This is a genomic window from Thermococcus coalescens (genome assembly GCF_055392585.1).
In genome coordinates this window covers 233,039-251,324 of sequence record NZ_AP043764.1, presented here as the reverse complement: position 1 = coordinate 251,324, position 18,286 = coordinate 233,039, and the positions used below count along the sequence as shown (strand labels likewise).

Here is an 18,286-nt window from a genome sequence, read left to right as displayed (position 1 = left end):
CAGGAGGTGGGAGGATGGTGCCGCTGAAGAGGATAGATAAAATACGCTGGGAGATACCGAAGTACGACAAGAGAATGCGCGTTCCGGGCAGGGTTTACGCTGACGACCAGCTGATAGAGAAGATGAGGGGGGACAGGACCCTTGAGCAGGCCGCCAACGTCGCCATGCTCCCTGGAATATACAAGTACTCAATCGTTATGCCAGACGGTCACCAGGGCTACGGCTTCCCGATCGGCGGTGTTGCCGCCTTTGACGTGAAGGAGGGCGTGATAAGCCCCGGAGGTGTGGGCTACGATGTGAATTGCTTACACGAAGAGACCGAGGTCATAAGTGATCTTGGATTCAGAATAAAAGTCAGTGAGCTTCCCAAGATGTTTAAGAAGGTTCCGCTCAAAGTCTATGATGCTAAGGAGGGACACAATGACCATTCCAAAGTTATGCTGGTCGCCGAGAGGGAGAGCGACGACGAGATTTATGAGATAAGACTCGCCAGTGGTAGGGTCATTAAAGCTTCCGGGGATCACCCAGTGTTAACAGAGAATGGATATAAGAAGACAGAAGAGTTAAAACCGGGGGACTTAGTTGCGGTCTATCCCTTTGATGGAGTAGAATACGAAAAGCCCAGTCCAAAAGTTCTTTTAACCCATCAAGATTTCGCCGGTGAAGATAAGCAACTGATAAAGTACTTAGAAGAGAGGGACCTGCTTCCTTTGAGAATGGATGATCCAAGAATAGGCGTTCTGGCAAGAATTCTTGGATACTTCATTGGTGATGGATCTTTCGATATATACCACGAGAAAAACGGAAGAGAGAGAATTATCACAGTTTTCTATGGCGATGGCAATGGACTGGAGGAACTGAGAAAGGATTTAGAGTTCTACTTCAATATCAAGGCTTCGAGGGTTTACACAAGAACAAGAAACGAGAAAGTCAAAACGGCTTGGGGTGAGTTTGAGACAATTGGAACTGAATACTCAATAAAAGTTACGTCAAAAGCGTTTTCGAAACTCCTCATAAAGCTGGGCGCTCCCCTTGGCAAGAAGACTGAGATCGACTTTGACGTGCCGGAGTGGATCAAGGGATCCCCAAAATGGGTGAAGAGGAACTTCCTTGCAGGTCTATTTGGAGCAGATGGAAGTAAACCAAGACTAATGTCCAGCAATCATAGATACACTCCAAATACGATATCTCTAACGGCCGTCAAGACAAAGACGCTTGAAGAGAGCCTTGCAAAGTTCCTTAATTCAGTCAGGGAGTTGCTGGCAGAATTTGGGATTAACTCTCACATCAGAAAAGTCAAAGAATACAACAACAGGGTAATGTACCGTCTCGTGATATACTCCAATACGAAGGAGATATACAAGTTCCTTTCCAAGATTGGCTATGAATACACCTCCCAAAAACCCTACGCCTTGATCTTTGCAGAGTACCTCAGAAGGAAAATCATGATATCAGAGGGAATCTCGGAAAGCAACTTGGTCGAGAGGAACAGAAAACTAACTGAGCTTCTACCGGAGTTTGAGAATTTCGCTAAGATGTATGGGCTTGAAGGTGGCTTTGTGCTTGACCCAGTAATTGAAGTCAAGAGGATAAAAAGCGATTCCAAAAAGCTCTACGACATCGGAGTCTATCACGAGGCCCACAACTTCATAGCCAACGGCGTTGTCGTCCACAACTGCGGCGTCAGGCTCATAAGGACGAACCTCACCGAGAAGGAAGTGAGGCCGAAGATAAAAGAACTCGTTGACACCCTCTTCAGGAACGTACCTTCTGGACTCGGTAGCAAGGGAAGGGTGAGACTCCACTGGACGCAGCTGGGCGATGTTCTGGCAGACGGTGCCAAGTGGGCCGTTGATAACGGCTACGGCTGGAAGGAGGATCTGGAGCACCTTGAGGAAGGCGGAAGGATGGAGGGCGCTAATCCCGGTGCGGTCAGCCAGAAGGCGAAGCAGAGGGGAGCACCACAGCTCGGTTCCCTCGGCTCAGGAAACCACTTCCTTGAGGTTCAGGTCGTTGACAAGGTCTTCGACGAAAAGATAGCAGAAGCGTACGGCCTCTTCGAGGGGCAGGTCGTTGTCATGGTCCACACCGGTTCGAGGGGTCTCGGCCATCAGGTTGCCAGCGACTACCTCAGGATAATGGAGAAGGCCAACAGGAAGTACGGCGTCCCCTGGCCGGACAGGGAGCTGGTCAGCGTCCCGTTCCAGACCGAGGAGGGGCAGCGCTACTTCAGCGCGATGAAGGCAGCTGCCAACTTCGCCTGGGCCAACAGGCAGATGATAACCCACTGGGTCAGGGAGAGCTTTGAAGAGGTCTTCAAGAAGAAGGCCGAGGACATGGAGATGCACATTGTTTACGACGTCGCCCACAACATAGCGAAGGTCGAGGAGCACGTCGTCGGCGGAAGGAAGGTCAGAGTCGTCGTCCACAGGAAGGGAGCCACGAGGGCATTCCCCCCAGGGCACCCGGACGTGCCCAAAGCGTATCGCGACGTCGGACAGCCGGTTTTGATACCCGGTTCGATGGGTACAGCGAGCTACGTCTTAGCGGGCGCAGAGGGCTCCATGAAAGAGACGTTCGGTTCGACCTGCCACGGTGCCGGAAGGCTGCTCAGCAGGAAGGCCGCAACGAGACAGTACCGCGGTGACAGGCTCAAGAATGAGCTCGCAAGACAGGGCATCTACATCCGCGCGGCGTCGCTCAGGGTCGTTGCCGAAGAAGCCCCTGGCGCCTACAAGAGCGTTGACAACGTCGTCAACGTCGTCCACCGGGCTGGCATAGCGAACCTCGTGGCCAGGATGCGGCCGATGGGAGTTGCGAAGGGCTGATTTCTGCTTTCTTCTTTGTCTTTATCAAAAGAAATAAGGATGTCAGCTGATGTCGCTGGTCATGAATTCAGCGTAGGCTATCGCGAAGGGGAGGAACAGCATCACGAGGAGCATGGCCAGGTTGTTGAAGCCGTAGGTGAACGAGTCGCTCAGGGGGATGTAGTAGTTGAGGAACCTGTCCCCACCAAATATGTACTGAACTAGCTGGACGTAGTGGTGCGCTGGGTTGAGGAAGTGCAGCCTTGCCATCCAGGTATTCACCGTTTCCTGCCAGACGTCATGGGCTCCAGTCCCCCACGGTGGTTCTGGGCCCGCAAGCCTCGGTGCGGTTATGCCAACCACTATGCCGTAGAAGACCGTGAGGAAGATGGCCAGGCCGACCGCGGCGAGCATAGACGTCTCGGGTTTCTTGAAGAGGGTCGAAAAGAGCACGCCGATTGAGAGGAACGTCAGGGTGTAGAGTATCGTGGCGATGATGGCCAGGAAGGCCCTGAAAAGCGAATCCCCGTCCAGTGGAATGCCCAGTACCAGCATCACTGCCGCTATGGCGACGTAGACAACGAGGTTTGTGACTACAATCAGCAGCCCCATACCGAGGAACTTGCCGTTGATGACCTCGTCCCGGTAAACCGGATGTCCGAGGAGAACTTTAGCCGTTCCCGTTTCGACCTCTCTGTTTATCGCATCTGCACCCAGGGCCGCACCCAAGACCGCACCTATGATGGTTATTATCATCATGTTTATCATGAAAAGCCCCGCAAGCGGCGTCATGTAGACCTCCCCGACGGATCCCCAGAGATAGAGCTCGTTGTTTTCCACCCTCGGCGTTCCCATGCGGATCAGATAGTCCTTGATGCCGTAAACCGCGAGGGCAAAAATGAGAAGATAGAGACCCATGATGACTATGAACCTCTTGCTCTTCACCGAGGTGTAGAGTTCCTTGAGGGCTATGTTCCAGGCAGGGTTCATCTTCTTCCGACCCTCCTCATCAGCCATATCACAATGCCAAACACCGCCACGAGGAGCAGGATTCCAAGATAGGCACTGCTGGAGCTCTGCGTTACCCTGACGGTTATTACCGTCTCCGCCTTAGCCTGGTCGCCAGCGGCCGTTACCGTTATCGTGTACGTTCCGGCAGGTGCGGATTTTGGAACCTTGATCCGGAGCTCGACGGTGGTGGGCCCGGGATACACCTGGACGTTTCCCCTTTCCACGACCCCGAGCCTTGGAATTGTGTCTGGCACGACCTCAACGTCCCATCCGGCTGGCGCTTGAACCGAGAACTTAACGTTCGTGACAGTTCCGGCGGCGTCCACCCACATGTTGGTGGCCGTCGAGCCCCCGGCTTTTACCGTGAGGCTTGGATAGTCCGCGTTGAGGGTTAAGCTTGCGGGGTTCTCGACCCTGACGGTCAGGGTTTTTTCGACCTTTGTTCCCTTCCCCTCAATGATGACCTTGGCATTTAGGTCTCCAGCCACAACGTTGAATGGCGCTATAACCACGAGATAGGCGCTTGTGCTCTCTCCAGGGCCTGCCTTTATCGCCCCCACAGGAGTGGCGCCGCTGGGATCCTGGCTGATCACGTAGCTCCATCCGGGTTCGAGCCCCTCCAGGGTTACCCTGTACTCGTCTTCGTTGGAGCCCAGGTTGGTTATTCTCACCTCGGTGCTGACACTCCCCCCGGCCTGCACTGTGAGGGCATCGTTCTGGAGCTCCGCCTCGAAGTAGTATGGCGCCCTGCTCAGGGTTATCTGAATGTCCTTCTCCTCCCCGTCACCCAGCTCGATAGTTTCCTCCTTGGGAACAGCCCCGGGGGCGCCGGCGACGAGTTTGTACTTCCCGGAGGGAAGTTCTAAGGCCGCGGCACCGGTCGGAGAGGTCGTGACGTTCCTCCCCCCTACGCTCACCCATCCTTTCACGGGGTTTCCACTCTCGTCGGTTAGAATTACGGTCAGCTTTGCCGGCTCTCCGAGGTAGGTCTTGTATATGTTGATCATCAGGCCGTATTCTCTCCCGTTTACGGTGAAGCTCACCCTGTGGTCCCCGAGGGTGGCGTTCCGTGGAACCTCGATGACGAGGCTTCCCGTTAAAGTTCCTGAAACTGTGAAGCTCCTGAGCCGGTACTCCCCGGTGGTCAGGTACATGTTCCAGCCGGCCGGAATGTCTTTGGGTTCAAAATCAACGGTTCCGCTTCCTGTGAAAGTTACGGGGATGGTAAGAACCTGACCGGCCTCAACATCGAGTGCGAGGTATGGAATTGAGACCTCAACCCCCATGGCCTCTATCTCAATGCTTCCGGGTAAGCTCCCGACTGAGAACTTGACGGCTCCGCTTCCCGTTGCCTCGATGTGAAGGGTGACCGTAACCGAGCCCATCGGCGGGAGGGTTATCTCCTCGACCTCGACACCACCGTACAGAAAGCTTGCCTTCCAGCCCCTGGGCATTGAGATAACCGTGAGGTTCAAGCTCATCTCGGCGTTAGAGGAGCTCGTTATCGTTATAGGGATGTCAACCGGCCCGGAGACCCTTATCTTTCCGTAGGGATAGAAGACCACGTAATTCAGGCTGAGGGTTTCGGAGACGGGGCTTGCGGCGTACACCATTATCTCCTTCCCGTCGTACTCAAGGGCTATCAGATCAACTACCGCGCTTCCATTGACCTCCAGCGTTCTCGCAACGCCGTTCACCGAGACGTCGACGGTCTTATTGCCGACCGCCGTCACCTCGACGACGTTGCCGTTAAAGAGTGCCTTTGCACCTACCTCCGGCTTGAGGGAGGTTATGAAGTCCGGCTTCACCGATACGACCACAAAACCACCCTGTGGGGTATAGCTCCCGAGGAGGATTTTGAGGCCGTCCCTCTCTATCTCCGTTCCGAAGGCGAATGGCTTCAGCTCCAGTATCCTGCTCCTGTTCCTCAGCATCAGGTAGTAGCTCCCATCGGCGGCCTGGACAACGGTTATAGTGTAGTTGCCCACGGCAAGGGTCTGTCCCGTGGTGATCCTTCCCTCAAACACCGTCACGTACGGCTGAGCGGCAACGAGCGACGACAGGAGGACAAGCGAAAGGAGAATTCCGAAAAGCTTCCTCACTCCCCATCCCTCCCGTAGACTGTTTTGAGGAAAACGTCTTCGAGGCTGGGCTCCTCAATATCGAGCCTCAGAATCGTGAGTCCCCTCTCGGAGAGACTCCTTGACAGCTCCTCCCTGATGTCGGCGCGGGCGAATATTATGGCCTGATTCGGATTGATCAGCTCAATCCTCGTTATTTCCGGGTGTTCAATAGCCGGCAGGGGTTCCTTGGTCTCCACCTTTATCTCGTAGCCCTCAAGCTCCATGAACTGCTTCTTTATTTCCCCCACTGTCCCTACGGCCCTGAGGTTTCCCTTCACGATTATCCCCACCCTGTCACTGAGCTCTTCGACCTCGCTGAGTATGTGGGACGAGAAGAATACAGTCCTTCCCTCCGACCGGGCTTCCCTTATCAGCCTCTTAACGAGGTGGGCACCCTCGGGATCAAGACCACTCGTCGGCTCGTCGAGGATGAGCAGCTCGGGGTCGTTTATGAACGTCTGGGCTATGAGGAGCCTCTGCTTCATGCCTTTGGAAAAGGTTTTGGCCTTCCGGTACCGGACTTCCCAGAGGCCGACCATCTTCAGGAGCTCTTCGATGCGCTTCTCCTTTTCTGCGTTGGACATGCGGTAGAAATTGGCGAAGAACTCCAGGTTCTTCCATGCTGTAAGCTCGCCGTATACCGTGGCATTTTCCGGAAGGTAGCCGATTCTCTCCTTTATCTCCAGGGGTTTTCTTGAGACGTCCATGCCCAGAATCTCAACCCTTCCGCTGTCAGGAATGACGAGGTTCAGCATGCTCAGGATTGTTGTCGTTTTTCCGGCACCGTTCGGCCCGAGGAACCCGAAGATCTCGCCCTCTTTTACCTCCAGATTCAGGGAGTTGACAGCCTTCAGCGTCCCGTACGACTTGGTGAGGTTCTGGATGAGTATGGCGGGTGATGGCATGAGCTACCACCTCTGCCAATGGTAAGGAAGCCGTAACTTAAAAGGATTACGGACAGGGTTTTAAAGGGAGAAGCCAATACGTTTGGGGGAGGCACATGAAGGGGCTCACGCACGTCGATGAAAAGGGCGTCAAGATGGTCGAAGTCGGCCACAAGAAGGAAGTTTTCAGGAAGGCCGTGGCAAAGGGCAGGATAAGGCTCAGGCCAGAAACGATAGGGCTGATAAAGTCCGGAAAGACGAAGAAGGGCAACGTCCTGGCCACCGCCCAGATAGCGGGCATCCTGGCGGTAAAGAAAACGCCGGAGCTGATCCCGCTCTGCCACCCGATACCGCTCACGGGCGTTGACATATCATTCGAGCTTGGCGAGGATTACATAGAGGTGACCTGCGAGGTTCGCGCCCATTACAAGACGGGGGTTGAGATGGAGGCACTAACCGGCGTTGCCGTTGCCCTGCTGACGATATGGGACATGGTCAAGGCCGTTGAGAAGAACGAGAGCGGCCAGTACCCGTTCACGAGGATCGAGGGTATTCGCGTGGTGGAAAAGGTGAAGGAGGATCACTCCCTGCAGTAGCCGAGGACAAAGTACTCGAATACCTTCGCCAGGTCGTTCAGGAGAAAACCGAGGAAGAACAGCAGGAACGTTCCGGGCGGGTATTCCTCAAAGTAGCTCCAGACGAGCCACCACACGGCCCCCCAGATGATTACGGAAGGTATCTCTGTTAGGATCATGGATTTCCTTGAAACCTCTCTGAGGAGGAAGCGTTTGAGCCCGTTTTCATCGCGGGCCATGTACTTCGTAGGGTTTGGCCAGTTCTTTTCAGATACCCAGACTGTATGTCTCGCGAGGAACAGTTTGCCCTTTGGGAACTTCAGGACCTGACCTCCTCCCCGCCGTGAACGGCGAGGGTTCCAACGAGTTAACCCCTCGCTAATGACGGGGAGGTTTGAGGGGTCTCATTCAAACCCAAGTTAAAGCGGGTCTTCGACCCCTCTGGCCGGGCCTTCGGCCAGTTACCCCTCCCTTGGGCATACAAACCGCCCAAGCTCGGGGTTATGGTTTTTACAGCCTTTTTCAAAATGTTAAAAGCTCCAACGAGGTCTGCATTAAAGATAAGCCCCGTTGCGGGACACTTAAATAATCCCCGAACAAAGCGAGCCCCATCGTGGGGCTTCCCGCAAACGGGACAAGTCCTCGAAGTGAAAGCCTCATTAACCACCAAAACTTGAATACCATACTCTTCTGCAACCTCTTTCAGGCGTTTGATAACGTAATTAAACCTCCAAATGTGAGAGAGGAGATAATTCTGCTTTTTACCCCTATCAGAGTTCCTCGCTATTCCTTTCGGATAACCGACGATTATTCTGGAAACTCTAAGGTGGTAGAGCCTTTCAACGGTTCTTCTAACGACGGTGTTGATGTAGTGTTTAGCCTGAAGTTTAGCCTTCAAATGCATTCTTGCGAGTTTCCTACTCTTCTTTGCCCCGCTTTTGTTAAGTTTTGACTGATACTCGGCTATCCTTTTCCTCCAGTAGAAATCAATGCTCTTGAGCGGTCTTCCATTCACTAAGAAGCTCTCTCCATTCTCCACATAAACGGCCATTAAGTTATTTACTCCGAGGTCTATTCCGGCGGAAAAGTTTCCTATGGGTTCTCTTGGGAGTTCAACCCACTCACCGTTGATTAGTTTCTCTTCCACCGTGTATGAAATATGAGCATACCACTTCTGCCTTATTGGGTCGTAAGTTATCTCTAATCTTCCTTGCTTGCCCTTTAAGTGAATTCTACCTTTAAACTGAACCTCCAGTTTTTTGAACTTTCCAAGACCTTTGAGGATTAGTTTGTTACCCTCCATCTTGTATTGGTCGTTTCTTAGAACGATTAAACCGCCTTCCTTGATGTAGTTTGGCGGTTTTGGTTTAAGCCATTTGGGTAGTTCTCCGCTCCTTTTGTTCCTGATGAGTGAGAAGAAACTTCTCCAAGCTTCCGCATTCTTCCTGCAAATCTGCTGGACTGTTGCCGAGCCTATCTCAGCCTTAAACTCCTCGTAAACAATTTTCTCAGTTTTGTTAAAGTCTATTGGCTTCCCCTCAAAGAATTTCTGCCGTCTAAGATAGTTTACCTTGTTCCAAACTTTCGAGCTGATTAGGGCTAACTCTTTGAGGGTTTTCTCTTGGGCCTTTGAAGGCTGGAGCTTTACGGTTATGCTCCTTTTCGTTTTAACTCACGCTCCCATTGGGTTTCAATGTAGTGTTTGACTATTTCGTCAGTTATGTAGCCGACGGAAGCGACGAAGTAGGAGCGAGACCAGAGCCTCCCGTGTGTTGTCTTACTCCTCAATTCTGGAAATTCTTGGAGGAGTTTTCTGGCGGTCTTGCCCTTCAAGTGGTTCACTATTTTCGCTGGAGATAAGTCTGGCTTGGCTTGGAGGAAGACGTGAACGTGGTCGGGCATAACTTCGAGGGCAATAACTTCACACCCGATTTCCTCAGCGTATTCTTTGAGCATTTCTTTAAGCCTTTCAGCGACTTTTCCGACGAGAATGTAAACGTAGGGGCCGTAGCTTGATGCTATGAACGACTCTATGGCGAGTTCGACGTCGATGTCCCTCGGAAATTCCAAGATGTGTGCACCCTTCCTGCGGAGCACCGCCACTACGTCCTCTGGCTTGAACTTGTTCATATCGAGGATTCTGATGCGGTGGCTCGGACTGAGAAGCCTCTCTACTATCATCCACATCACCTGGGAGCATTGTTTGGTTCTTACTCCACGAGCTTATAAAATTTGCCGTTTCTAGGTTTCAGGTAACTTTTTTAGTCCCGGGGACATTCCTTTAGTGATGACGCTCAAGCTGAACCCCGAGGCTAAAGCGATATACCGCTCAATCCGGGAGGAGATAAAGAGGCGGTTAGTCCTTCCTGGGAGCTCCTCCCTTCTTGACAGGTTTGAGCCAACCTCGGAGGAGAAGGAGATTCTCCGCAGGCAGGGGTATTTCCGTGAAAACATCCCCCAAATCCGCCCCGAGCTGAGGGAACAGATTGCCAAGGTTAAGCCGATAAAATTCCGCCGCGATTACCTCCACGACCGGATTCTCATAGTCGACGAAAGCGAGCTGGAAAGGGCCAGGGGCATGGGGCTCTGCGAGGTCTCAACAAGCTTGGAAGACAGCGAGGGCTACCCCCTGGTGCTCAGCACCCTCGGCTACGGAATTGATGTCGAGCTAACGCCCTCCCAGATCGCCCCGGAGCTATACATTATGCCCCTGTGGGAGAACCGGGGAACGCTTGAGGCCCTGGCTAAGATCGGTGAGCTGACCGGAAAAGGGAGCGTTGCCTCGGAGATCCTCCGTGGGCTGAATGAACTCGAAGAGGTTATGGAAAAGCGGAAGCTCCTCGACGGCCTGGAGGAGCTGGTTGCGGAGAAAGAGCGCGAGCTTAATGGGAGGATATCCGAGAAGCTTGAGAAGTTCAGCCTGACGCTGAGCGGAAAAGAACTGCTGGACTTCCTTGGGGAACTCAGGGCCGGGAACTATGAGGCCATATTCAGGCACTTCGGTGAGGTTGAGGGTGAAATACTGGATTTAATAAACGAGGCCGAGAAGGATCTGACTGAAAAACTCGGTATCACTGCCGAGCTCTTCTCCCGGGAGGAACTGTACCCGGTGACGGTCCCCCCGGAAAGAGTGGAGCTACTGAGGGAGGAGCTCGAAAGGGAGCTCAGGGTCGAGCTGTACCTCAGGAGCAGGGAAGTACTTGAGAAAATTATGTCCCTTCTCTCCAGGCTCAAGGAAGAGCTCGGCAGGGTTCACGAGCTTGACTTCCTGCTGGCGGTGAAGGACTTCACCGAAGGCTTCTCCTTCCCCGAGCTTTGGGAGGGCGGAATGGCGTTCCTCAACGGACGGCACCTCTTCATAGAAAACCCCCAGCCAATCAGCTATGCCGTCGGAAAAACGCCCGGGGGATTTTCAGTCCCGGGGGCTGGCAATATACACGGTGAGAGAGTGGTCATCCTCACAGGTGCAAACAGTGGCGGAAAGACCAGCCTCCTAGAGCTGATGACCCAGATAACCGTTCTAGCCCACATGGGGTTTCTCGTCCCTGCGGAAAAGGCCTGGGTCGAGCCCCTCGACGAGCTGTTCTTTTTCAGAAGAAAGAGGAGCGCCTATGGGGCAGGTACATTTGAGACAGCCCTGCGCTCCTTCGTCAGGGCCCTCAGGGGAGGGGACAGAAAGCTCATCCTCATAGACGAGTTCGAGGCCATAACCGAGCCCGGCGCAGCTGTCAAGATAATCGGCGAACTTTTGAAAATAGCCCACGAAAAGGGCTTTTACGTTGTCATAGTGTCGCACCTGGGAGATGACCTCAGGAAGGAGCTTCCCTTTGCCAGGGTGGATGGAATAGAGGCCAAAGGCCTGGACGAGAAGCTTAACCTCATCGTTGACCGGCAGCCGGTCTTCGGAAAGCTCGGCAGGAGTACGCCGGAGCTGATAGTCGAGAGGCTTGCAAGAAAGAAACGCGGAAAGGAGAGGGAAATCTTCGAGAGGGTTCTGAGGGCCTTCAGGCGGGAGTGAGTTCGCGGTGTCCCCGCGCGGTCACGGGGGCGTATCGTTCTAAAGTCTCCCTTCTTTTTCGGTCTGATCCTTTGGGTCTTACCCCACCCAGCTTCTCTCTCTGTACCGTCCCCTGCTTTCGATTTCTTCTATCTTCTCTTTGATTTCCCTGGCCTTCTCCCTGCCTCTGACCTCGGCGTAGCCCTCCAGAACGGCTTCAAAGCCCCTCTCAAACCACGTGTAGTGCGTGCTCTCCATGGCACGCTTGAGGAGGTGCAGGTCAACGCCCCTTGCTTCGAGCGTTGAGTCGAAGTCTGCCAGGCCGAAGTCTATCAGGTAGACCTTCCCGCCTCTGAGTATCATGTTGCTGGTGGTCAGGTCGCCGTGGACTATGCCCGCTTCGTGGAGCCGTCCAATCTGCCTTCCAACCTCCCGGCAGAGGGAAAGCCTCTCTTCCATCGGGACGCGTTCAAGGAGCTCCTTCAGGCGTTCACCGTCTATGAACCCCATGGCTATCTTCATCTCCCTCATATCAACCTCATAGACATAGGGACAGTTCACACCGAACTCCTTTGCCCGGTGAAGAACCCTAGCCTCTCTAACTGTTCTCTCCTTTCTCAGCCGCTCGTCTATCTCCCTTATCCGGTAACGCTTTGGAATCCTGTGCTTGACTATTATCCTCTCGCCCGGAAGGAGATCCGCACCAAAGTATTCCCTGAATTCGGTGAGGTATATCTTCGCCTCCGCTCCTTGTTTTACCAGCTCCATAAAATCACCCCTGGTTAAGTGCGAACTCCTCGATCAGCCTTGAGTAGTTCCGAACTGTGACCCGTATCTCCACGACGTTCTCCATCTTTATGATGAAAACTCCCTCATCTCCTCGAAGGACCAAAACGGCCTTATCAATCTTTCCGTTGTCCAGAATCCTGCGCGCATAGCGGAGCTTTTCGCTGTCTGACTCAAGCATGTCATCGAGGATGGAAGCGGCGTTTTCAACGTCCACCCTAACGATGCCGTAGAGGGCTATGGCGTCGAAGATGTCCCGGGCCTTTTCCGGATTTATCGGGTAGATCACCGGACTCATCGCTTTCACATGGGTCTCTCGTCCCTCAAGGTTTTAGCCCTTTCCCCCACTTGTCGCCAGACTTTTTGTCATTTTTTCGAAAATAATGCCTTTTTTTGAAATTTTTGACCCAAAACTTTATATGCAGTGCTGACGAAGCGTTTCTGCAAAAAGGAATCTGATAGGAGGAATGTCAAATGGCACAGCTTAGCGGACAGCCGGTTGTTATTCTGCCTGAGGGGACTCAGAGGTACGTTGGTAGGGACGCCCAGAGGCTCAACATTCTCGCCGCGAGGATAATCGCGGAGACTGTTAGAACCACCCTCGGCCCGAAGGGCATGGACAAGATGCTCGTCGACAGCCTCGGTGACGTTGTTGTCACCAACGATGGCGCCACTATTCTCGACAGGATCGACCTCCAGCACCCGGCCGCGAAGATGATGGTTGAGGTTGCCAAGACCCAGGATAAGGAGGCCGGTGATGGAACCACTACTGCCGTTGTCATCGCTGGGGAACTCCTCAGGAAGGCCGAGGAGCTCCTCGACCAGAACATCCACCCCAGCATTATCGTCAAGGGCTACACCATGGCGGCTGAGAAAGCGCAGGAGATACTTCAGGAGATCGCCATAGAGGTCACCCCGGACGACGAGGAGACCCTCATGAAGATAGCCATGACCTCAATCACCGGCAAGAACGCCGAGAGCCACAAGGAGCTCTTCGCGAGGCTCGCCGTTGAGGCCGTCAAGCAGGTCGCCGAGAAGAAGAACGGAAAGTACGTTGTTGACATCGATAATATCAAGATCGAGAAGAAGGCCGGTGAGAGCGTCGAGGAGAGCGAGCTCGTCCGCGGCGTCGTCATCGACAAGGAGCGCGTCCACCCGAGGATGCCCACCAAGGTTGAGAACGCCCGGATAGCGCTCATCAACGAGGCCCTTGAGGTCAAGAAGACCGAGACCGATGCCAAGATAAACATCACCAGCCCGGATCAGCTCTTCCAGTTCATCGAGCAGGAGGAGAAGATGCTCAAGGAGATGGTCGACCAGATCGCCGCCACCGGCGCGAACGTTCTCTTCGTCCAGAAGGGCATTGACGACCTCGCCCAGCACTACCTGGCCAAGTACGGCATCCTCGCCGTCAGGCGCGTCAAGAAGAGCGACATGGAGAAGCTCGCGAAAGCTACTGGCGCCAAGGTCGTTACCAATGTCAAGGACCTCACTCCGGAGGATCTTGGCCACGCCGACCTCGTTGAGGAGCGCAAGATCGCCGGCGAGAGCATGATCTTCGTCGAGGGCTGCAGGAACCCGAAGGCCGTCACCATACTCATCCGCGGCGGCACCGAGCACGTCATCGACGAGGTTGAGCGCGCTCTGGAAGATGCCATCAAGGTCGTCAAGGACGTCATGGAGGACGGCTACGTCCTTCCGGCCGGAGGTGCCGGCGAGATCGAGCTTGCCATCAGGCTCGACGAGTACGCCAAGGCCGTTGGGGGCAAGGAGGCCCTGGCCATTGAGAACTTCGCCGAGGCCCTCAAGATAATCCCGAAGACCCTGGCAGAGAACGCTGGTCTCGACACCGTCGAGATGCTCGTTAAGGTCATCAGCGAGCACAAGAACAGGGGCGTTGCCATAGGCATAGACGTCTTCGCCGGGGAGCCTGCTGACATGCTCGCCAAGGGCATCATCGAGCCGCTCCGCGTCAAAAAGCAGGCCATCAAGAGCGCCAGCGAGGCTGCCATAATGATCCTCAGGATCGACGACGTCATCGCCGCCAAGATAACCAAGCCCGAGGGCGGCCAGGGCGGAGGAATGCCCGGCGGTATGGGTGGAATGGGCGGTATGGACATGGGCATGTGATGCCCCTTTTCTACCCTTTCCTTTGACACCAAAAGATTTTAATATCAAATTGTTATTTTAACCCCTTGGGGGTGAAAAAATGGGACTGCTGATGTGGCTGAGAACCGGCCTGCTGATGGCCATACTGACGGGTCTGCTGATGGCCGTAGGCTACCTCTTCGGCGGGCCGAGCTGGGCATTCATGATGTTCCTGTTCGCTATGGGGTTTAATTTCATCACCTACTGGTACAGCGATAAAATAGTGCTGGGCTGGTACCGCGCGAGGATAGTGGATGAGTTTGAGGCTCCGGAACTTTATGCGGTAGTCAGAAAGCTCACTGAAAACGCCGGCTTGCCGATGCCAAGGATAGCCATAATCCCCAGCGAGACACCAAACGCCTTCGCCACAGGGAGGGACCCGAAGCACGCCGTTGTTGCGGTCACCACCGGACTTCTCAAGCTCCTCAACAGGGATGAGCTTGAGGGCGTCATAGGCCACGAACTGACACACATAAAGAACAGGGACATGCTCATCGGCACGATAGCGGCGGCAATGGCCGGGGCGATAATCCAGCTCGCATACTGGGCCCGCTGGATAGCGATCTTTGGTGGCTTTGGCAGGGACGAGGACAACGCCGGCAACATCCTCGCCGCGATCCTCATAGCTGTCCTTGCCCCGATAGCGGCGATTCTCATACAGGCCGCGGTGAGCCGCTCCAGGGAGTTCCTCGCTGACGAGGGTGGAGCTAAGATCAGCGGGAAGCCGCACGCTCTGGCCAGCGCGCTGATGAAGATCGAGCAGGCTGTTAGATACCGGCCGATGCGCAACGGCAATCCGGCAACGGCGCACATGTTCATTGTCAACCCCTTCAGGGGAGCCAGCATAGCCAGCCTGTTCTCGACCCACCCGCCAACCGAGGCCAGGATAGAGCGCCTCAGGAAGATAGCCGAGGAGATGGGAATTTACTTCTGAGGTTCTTTTTACCCTATTTGTGGTTCGTTTGGAGCGACCGAAAGGTTTCTAAAGGGGTCCGTTGAAGTACAAAGCAGAAGGTGGATTTAAGTGAGGTTGTTACTGTTTCTGAGAACGGCTTTTATGATGGGACTCCTGACCGGGGTTCTGATGGCCATGGGATATCTGCTCGGTGGAGCAACTTGGATGACCGTTATGTTCTGGTTCGCGGTTGTCCTGAGCTTTGTGACGTACTGGTACAGCGACCGTCTCGTGATCAAGATAATGAAGGCCAGGATTGTCGATGAAAAAGAGGCTCCCGAGCTCCATGAGATTGTCGGGACGCTCGCCAAACGCGCCAAACTCCCAAAGCCCCGGATAGCCATAATCGAGGACGAAGTTCCGAACGCGTTTGCAACGGGGAGGAATGCCAGCCACTCACTGGTGACCGTAACGACGGGGATACTCGACATACTCGACAGGGATGAGCTTGAGGGCGTCCTCGCCCACGAGCTAACCCACGTCAGAAACCACGATATACTGGTTGGCACGATAGCGGGCGCTCTTGCTGGTGCCGTTGTTTACATTGCCTACGTTACCAAGTGGATAGCACTTATCAAGGCCATATTCGGGGACCTGGGCATCGAGAGATTTATAGCGGCTATACTAATCGCCGTAACCGCCCCGATAGCGGCCGTTATAGTCCGCTCCGCTATAAGCAGAACGAGGGAATTTGCGGCGGATGAGGGAGGAGCGAGGCTAAGCGGCAAGCCCTGGGCTCTGGCAAGTGCTCTCCTCAAGCTCGATGAAACTATCAAAAAGCTCCAGGCTGAAAAGAAGAAGCCAGCGGCCGGAAACCCCGGCGTAGCCCATCTGTTCATAGTCAATCCCTTTGAAGGGGACCGTGTTTCAAGGCTCTTCGCAACCCACCCGCCTACGAGAGAGCGCATAGCCCACCTGCGCAAGATAGCGGAGGACATGGGAGTTGAATTCCCCTACTGATCCCTTTTCTGCCCTCTTATTGCGTCCTTAATTCATTAATTATGCAGTTGTCTAATTAAGTCCTCCAAGTATCGACAGACATTTAAACGTTCGGGCGGACTCCTAAGCGGTGACGACCATGAGGGCAGTTAAAGCCACCCTTCTCTACGACGGTCTGGGGAACGTTCTGAAGGACGTCTACGTCGTCTTTGATGGAAACATCGTCGACGTAACCAAGGAGAAGCCCAAGGAAGCCGAAGTTATAGCGGAGGGCGTTGTAACGCCTGCCTTCATAGACGGCCACAGCCACATCGGAATGGAAAGATACGGTGAACCCTACCAGGAGGGCGAAGCCAACGAGCAGATGGACGCGGTTCTTCCGCTCGTAGATGCGCTCTACTCGATATACATGGACGACAAGGCTTTCAAGCACTCCATCGAGTTCGGTGTGCTGTACTCCTCTGTCCTGCCCGGAAGCGGAAACATCATAGGAGGAAAGGCGGTCTTCATAAGGAACTATGGCAGGGACGTGGAGGATGCCTTTATCCAGTACGCGGGAGTTAAGGCGGCCTTTGGCTACAACCCGCGCTCTACTAAGGAGTGGAAGGGAACCAGACCGAGCACGAGGATGGGCGCTATAGGAATTCTCCTCAACTGGCTGATAAAGACGCAGAAGACGATAGCCCTCATCGAGAAGGGCAAGAAGGAGCCGGAGGAGGTCGAGCCGACGGTTGAGGCCTTAATCCCCGTCCTCAAGGGCGAGATACCTCTCCGCGTCCACGTCCACAAGGAGGACGACATAGCGGCACTCCTCATGATAAAGAGGAAGTTCGGTCTGAAAATCACGATTGAGCACGCCGGCGACGTGCACAGCAGGGAGACCTTCGAGAAGATTAAGGCCGAAGGCGTTCCGGTAATCTACGGTCCCTTCGACTCGCTCCCCTACAAGGTCGAGCTGAAGCACGAGGACTGGAAGAACGCGAGGTATCTACTTGAGGTCAAGCCGCTCTTCGGCCTCATGAGCGACCACCCGGTTACTCTTCAGGCGAACCTTTACCTCCAGCTCAGGCACTTCATAAGGCTCGGCATGAGCAAGGCTGAAGCGATAAAGGTCATCACCCACAACAACGCGAAGATACTCGGCGTTGACGACAGGCTCGGAAGCATCGAGAGGGGCAAGTGGGCTTCACTCGTTGTCTGGAACGGCGACCCCTTCAGCCTTGAGAACTACCCGACGCACGTCTTCGCGGAGGGCGAGCTGATTCACGAGGCTGATTACTGACCTTCCAGCTTTTCATACTTTTCCACGAGCTTTATGAGGATTTCATACAACTCATCAATTCTATCGAGACCCTCCTTCACGGTATCAAGGTTGAGTTTGTCGTACTTGTGAACGATGGCATTTCTAAGTCCGTTGTACTCCCTCAAAAGTTCGGCTTCATATTTTGAGATAACCTCTGATTTCCTGAGCCGTTCGATGTTTGTGTAGTCATCTTCAACGGTCATCCCAAGGTCCTTAACGAGCATTGCAACGATGTCCATTGCGATATCCACGCAGAGCTGGAGAGAATAAAGCAGGGCCCTCTGGGTGACCTCGTCCGTCATTTCGTGTGATTGAATAAACTCATGCTCCTCCTCAAATCTCTCAAGCTTCTCTAAGTACCTCTGCCTTCTCACGGGCACGCCTCCTGAGTCTTATCTTCTCTTTCACGCTCTTGAACTGATTTTCCCTGATCCTGTGCTCCATATCGCGCCAGAGCTTTCTGAACCGGTAGAAGTACTCCGACAGTTCAAGCTCGTCGCCGTAGATGACCTCGTGGTTTTTGATGATTTCCATCTGGATATAGAGCGGAAGCTCCTCGAAGACTTTGATATCATACTTTCCGCCGAGCTTTTTGAGGACTTCACGGTATACGCCTGGCTTTGGCTTAACGAGGCAGACGTCAACGTCGCTTCTGCCCGTGGCAGCTCCCTTAGCGTGAGACCCGTAAAGGAGTATCCCCATACAGGAGTCCTTGAACTCCCTGAAGTCCCCGCGGAGCTGTGCCATGAGCCTCATTG

General features: G+C 54.0%; 16 protein-coding genes and 1 pseudogene. 7 read left to right on the top strand and 10 right to left on the bottom strand.

Annotated elements, in window-relative coordinates; genetic code table 11:
- Window positions 1–14: 14 nt before the first annotated feature.
- Window positions 15–2,828, top strand: a complete 2,814-nt coding sequence (locus ACZ5M3_RS01410) for an RtcB family protein (RefSeq protein WP_464839948.1) — start codon at window positions 15–17, stop codon at window positions 2,826–2,828.
- A 42-nt stretch (window positions 2,829–2,870) separates the two neighbouring features.
- Here ACZ5M3_RS01410 and ACZ5M3_RS01405 read toward each other — a convergent pair whose 3' ends face one another.
- Genes ACZ5M3_RS01405 through ACZ5M3_RS01395 form a run of 3 tightly spaced genes read right to left on the bottom strand, consistent with a single transcriptional unit; the run spans window position 2,871 to window position 6,846 of the window.
- Window positions 2,871–3,824, bottom strand: a complete 954-nt coding sequence (locus ACZ5M3_RS01405; protein WP_464839947.1) for an ABC transporter permease — start codon at window positions 3,822–3,824, stop codon at window positions 2,871–2,873.
- Entirely contained in the window at window positions 3,794–5,920 is a 2,127-nt protein-coding gene (locus ACZ5M3_RS01400; protein ID WP_464839946.1) for a COG1470 family protein, read from the bottom strand. Before ACZ5M3_RS01400 ends, ACZ5M3_RS01405 begins: the two co-directional genes overlap by 31 nt.
- Entirely contained in the window at window positions 5,917–6,846 is a 930-nt protein-coding gene (locus ACZ5M3_RS01395; protein ID WP_464839945.1) for an ABC transporter ATP-binding protein, read from the bottom strand. Before ACZ5M3_RS01395 ends, ACZ5M3_RS01400 begins: the two co-directional genes overlap by 4 nt.
- 95 nt (window positions 6,847–6,941) lie before the next feature.
- On the opposite strand from ACZ5M3_RS01395, the gene moaC reads away from it, so the two are divergent.
- The gene (gene moaC / locus ACZ5M3_RS01390; protein WP_464839944.1) at window positions 6,942–7,421 is read left to right on the top strand and encodes a cyclic pyranopterin monophosphate synthase MoaC; all 480 of its coding nucleotides are present in this window, start codon (window positions 6,942–6,944) and stop codon (window positions 7,419–7,421) included.
- Here the strand turns inward: moaC and ACZ5M3_RS01385 are convergent.
- From ACZ5M3_RS01385 to tnpA, 3 genes and pseudogenes are all read right to left on the bottom strand, one after another.
- Window positions 7,406–7,639 carry a hypothetical protein gene (locus tag ACZ5M3_RS01385; RefSeq protein ID WP_464839943.1) on the bottom strand — a complete coding sequence of 78 codons (234 nt, stop codon included), beginning with the start codon at window positions 7,637–7,639 and terminating at the stop codon, window positions 7,406–7,408. The two genes, moaC and ACZ5M3_RS01385, sit on opposite strands and share 16 nt — an antisense overlap.
- A 128-nt stretch (window positions 7,640–7,767) precedes the next feature.
- Window positions 7,768–9,054: an RNA-guided endonuclease InsQ/TnpB family protein gene (locus ACZ5M3_RS01380; RefSeq protein WP_464841011.1), complete on the bottom strand. Its 1,287-nt coding sequence runs from the start codon at window positions 9,052–9,054 to the stop codon at window positions 7,768–7,770.
- Window positions 9,051–9,392: pseudogene (gene tnpA, locus ACZ5M3_RS01375) on the bottom strand (IS200/IS605 family transposase); the annotation flags it as partial. The pseudogene tnpA and the gene ACZ5M3_RS01380, both read right to left, overlap by 4 nt.
- A 295-nt stretch (window positions 9,393–9,687) precedes the next feature.
- Here tnpA and ACZ5M3_RS01370 point away from each other — a divergent pair.
- Complete coding sequence (locus ACZ5M3_RS01370; protein WP_464839941.1) at window positions 9,688–11,418, top strand: MutS-related protein; 1,731 nt, start codon at window positions 9,688–9,690, stop codon at window positions 11,416–11,418.
- Window positions 11,419–11,496: 78 nt separating this feature from the next.
- Here the strand turns inward: ACZ5M3_RS01370 and ACZ5M3_RS01365 are convergent, their stop codons facing one another.
- Window positions 11,497–12,165: a Kae1-associated kinase Bud32 gene (locus ACZ5M3_RS01365; RefSeq protein WP_464839939.1), complete on the bottom strand. Its 669-nt coding sequence runs from the start codon at window positions 12,163–12,165 to the stop codon at window positions 11,497–11,499.
- 4 nt (window positions 12,166–12,169) lie between these two features.
- Window positions 12,170–12,481 (bottom strand): hypothetical protein, encoded by a 312-nt coding sequence (locus tag ACZ5M3_RS01360; protein ID WP_464841010.1) that lies wholly within the window; start codon window positions 12,479–12,481, stop codon window positions 12,170–12,172.
- Between the two features lie 176 nt (window positions 12,482–12,657).
- Here ACZ5M3_RS01360 and thsB point away from each other — a divergent pair, with 176 nt between their 5' ends.
- The 4 genes from thsB (at window position 12,658) to ACZ5M3_RS01340 (ending at window position 17,507) form a co-directional block, all read left to right on the top strand.
- Complete coding sequence (thsB, locus tag ACZ5M3_RS01355) at window positions 12,658–14,313, top strand: thermosome subunit beta (protein WP_464839938.1); 1,656 nt, start codon at window positions 12,658–12,660, stop codon at window positions 14,311–14,313.
- Between the two features lie 79 nt (window positions 14,314–14,392).
- Complete coding sequence (locus tag ACZ5M3_RS01350; RefSeq protein WP_464839937.1) at window positions 14,393–15,265, top strand: zinc metalloprotease HtpX; 873 nt, start codon at window positions 14,393–14,395, stop codon at window positions 15,263–15,265.
- 90 nt (window positions 15,266–15,355) lie between these two features.
- Entirely contained in the window at window positions 15,356–16,246 is an 891-nt protein-coding gene (locus tag ACZ5M3_RS01345) for a zinc metalloprotease HtpX (RefSeq protein ID WP_464839936.1), read from the top strand.
- 118 nt (window positions 16,247–16,364) lie between these two features.
- Window positions 16,365–17,507 carry an amidohydrolase gene (locus ACZ5M3_RS01340; protein WP_464839935.1) on the top strand — a complete coding sequence of 381 codons (1,143 nt, stop codon included), beginning with the start codon at window positions 16,365–16,367 and terminating at the stop codon, window positions 17,505–17,507.
- Here ACZ5M3_RS01340 and hepT read toward each other — a convergent pair.
- Both hepT and ACZ5M3_RS01330 read right to left on the bottom strand, forming a co-directional pair.
- Window positions 17,501–17,902 carry a type VII toxin-antitoxin system HepT family RNase toxin gene (hepT, locus tag ACZ5M3_RS01335; protein ID WP_464839934.1) on the bottom strand — a complete coding sequence of 134 codons (402 nt, stop codon included), beginning with the start codon at window positions 17,900–17,902 and terminating at the stop codon, window positions 17,501–17,503. The genes ACZ5M3_RS01340 and hepT overlap by 7 nt on opposite strands.
- On the bottom strand, window positions 17,871–18,284 hold the full coding sequence (locus ACZ5M3_RS01330; RefSeq protein ID WP_464839933.1) for a nucleotidyltransferase domain-containing protein: 414 nt from the start codon (window positions 18,282–18,284) through the stop codon (window positions 17,871–17,873). The genes hepT and ACZ5M3_RS01330 overlap by 32 nt, the downstream gene beginning before the upstream one ends.
- Window positions 18,285–18,286 lie beyond the last annotated feature (2 nt).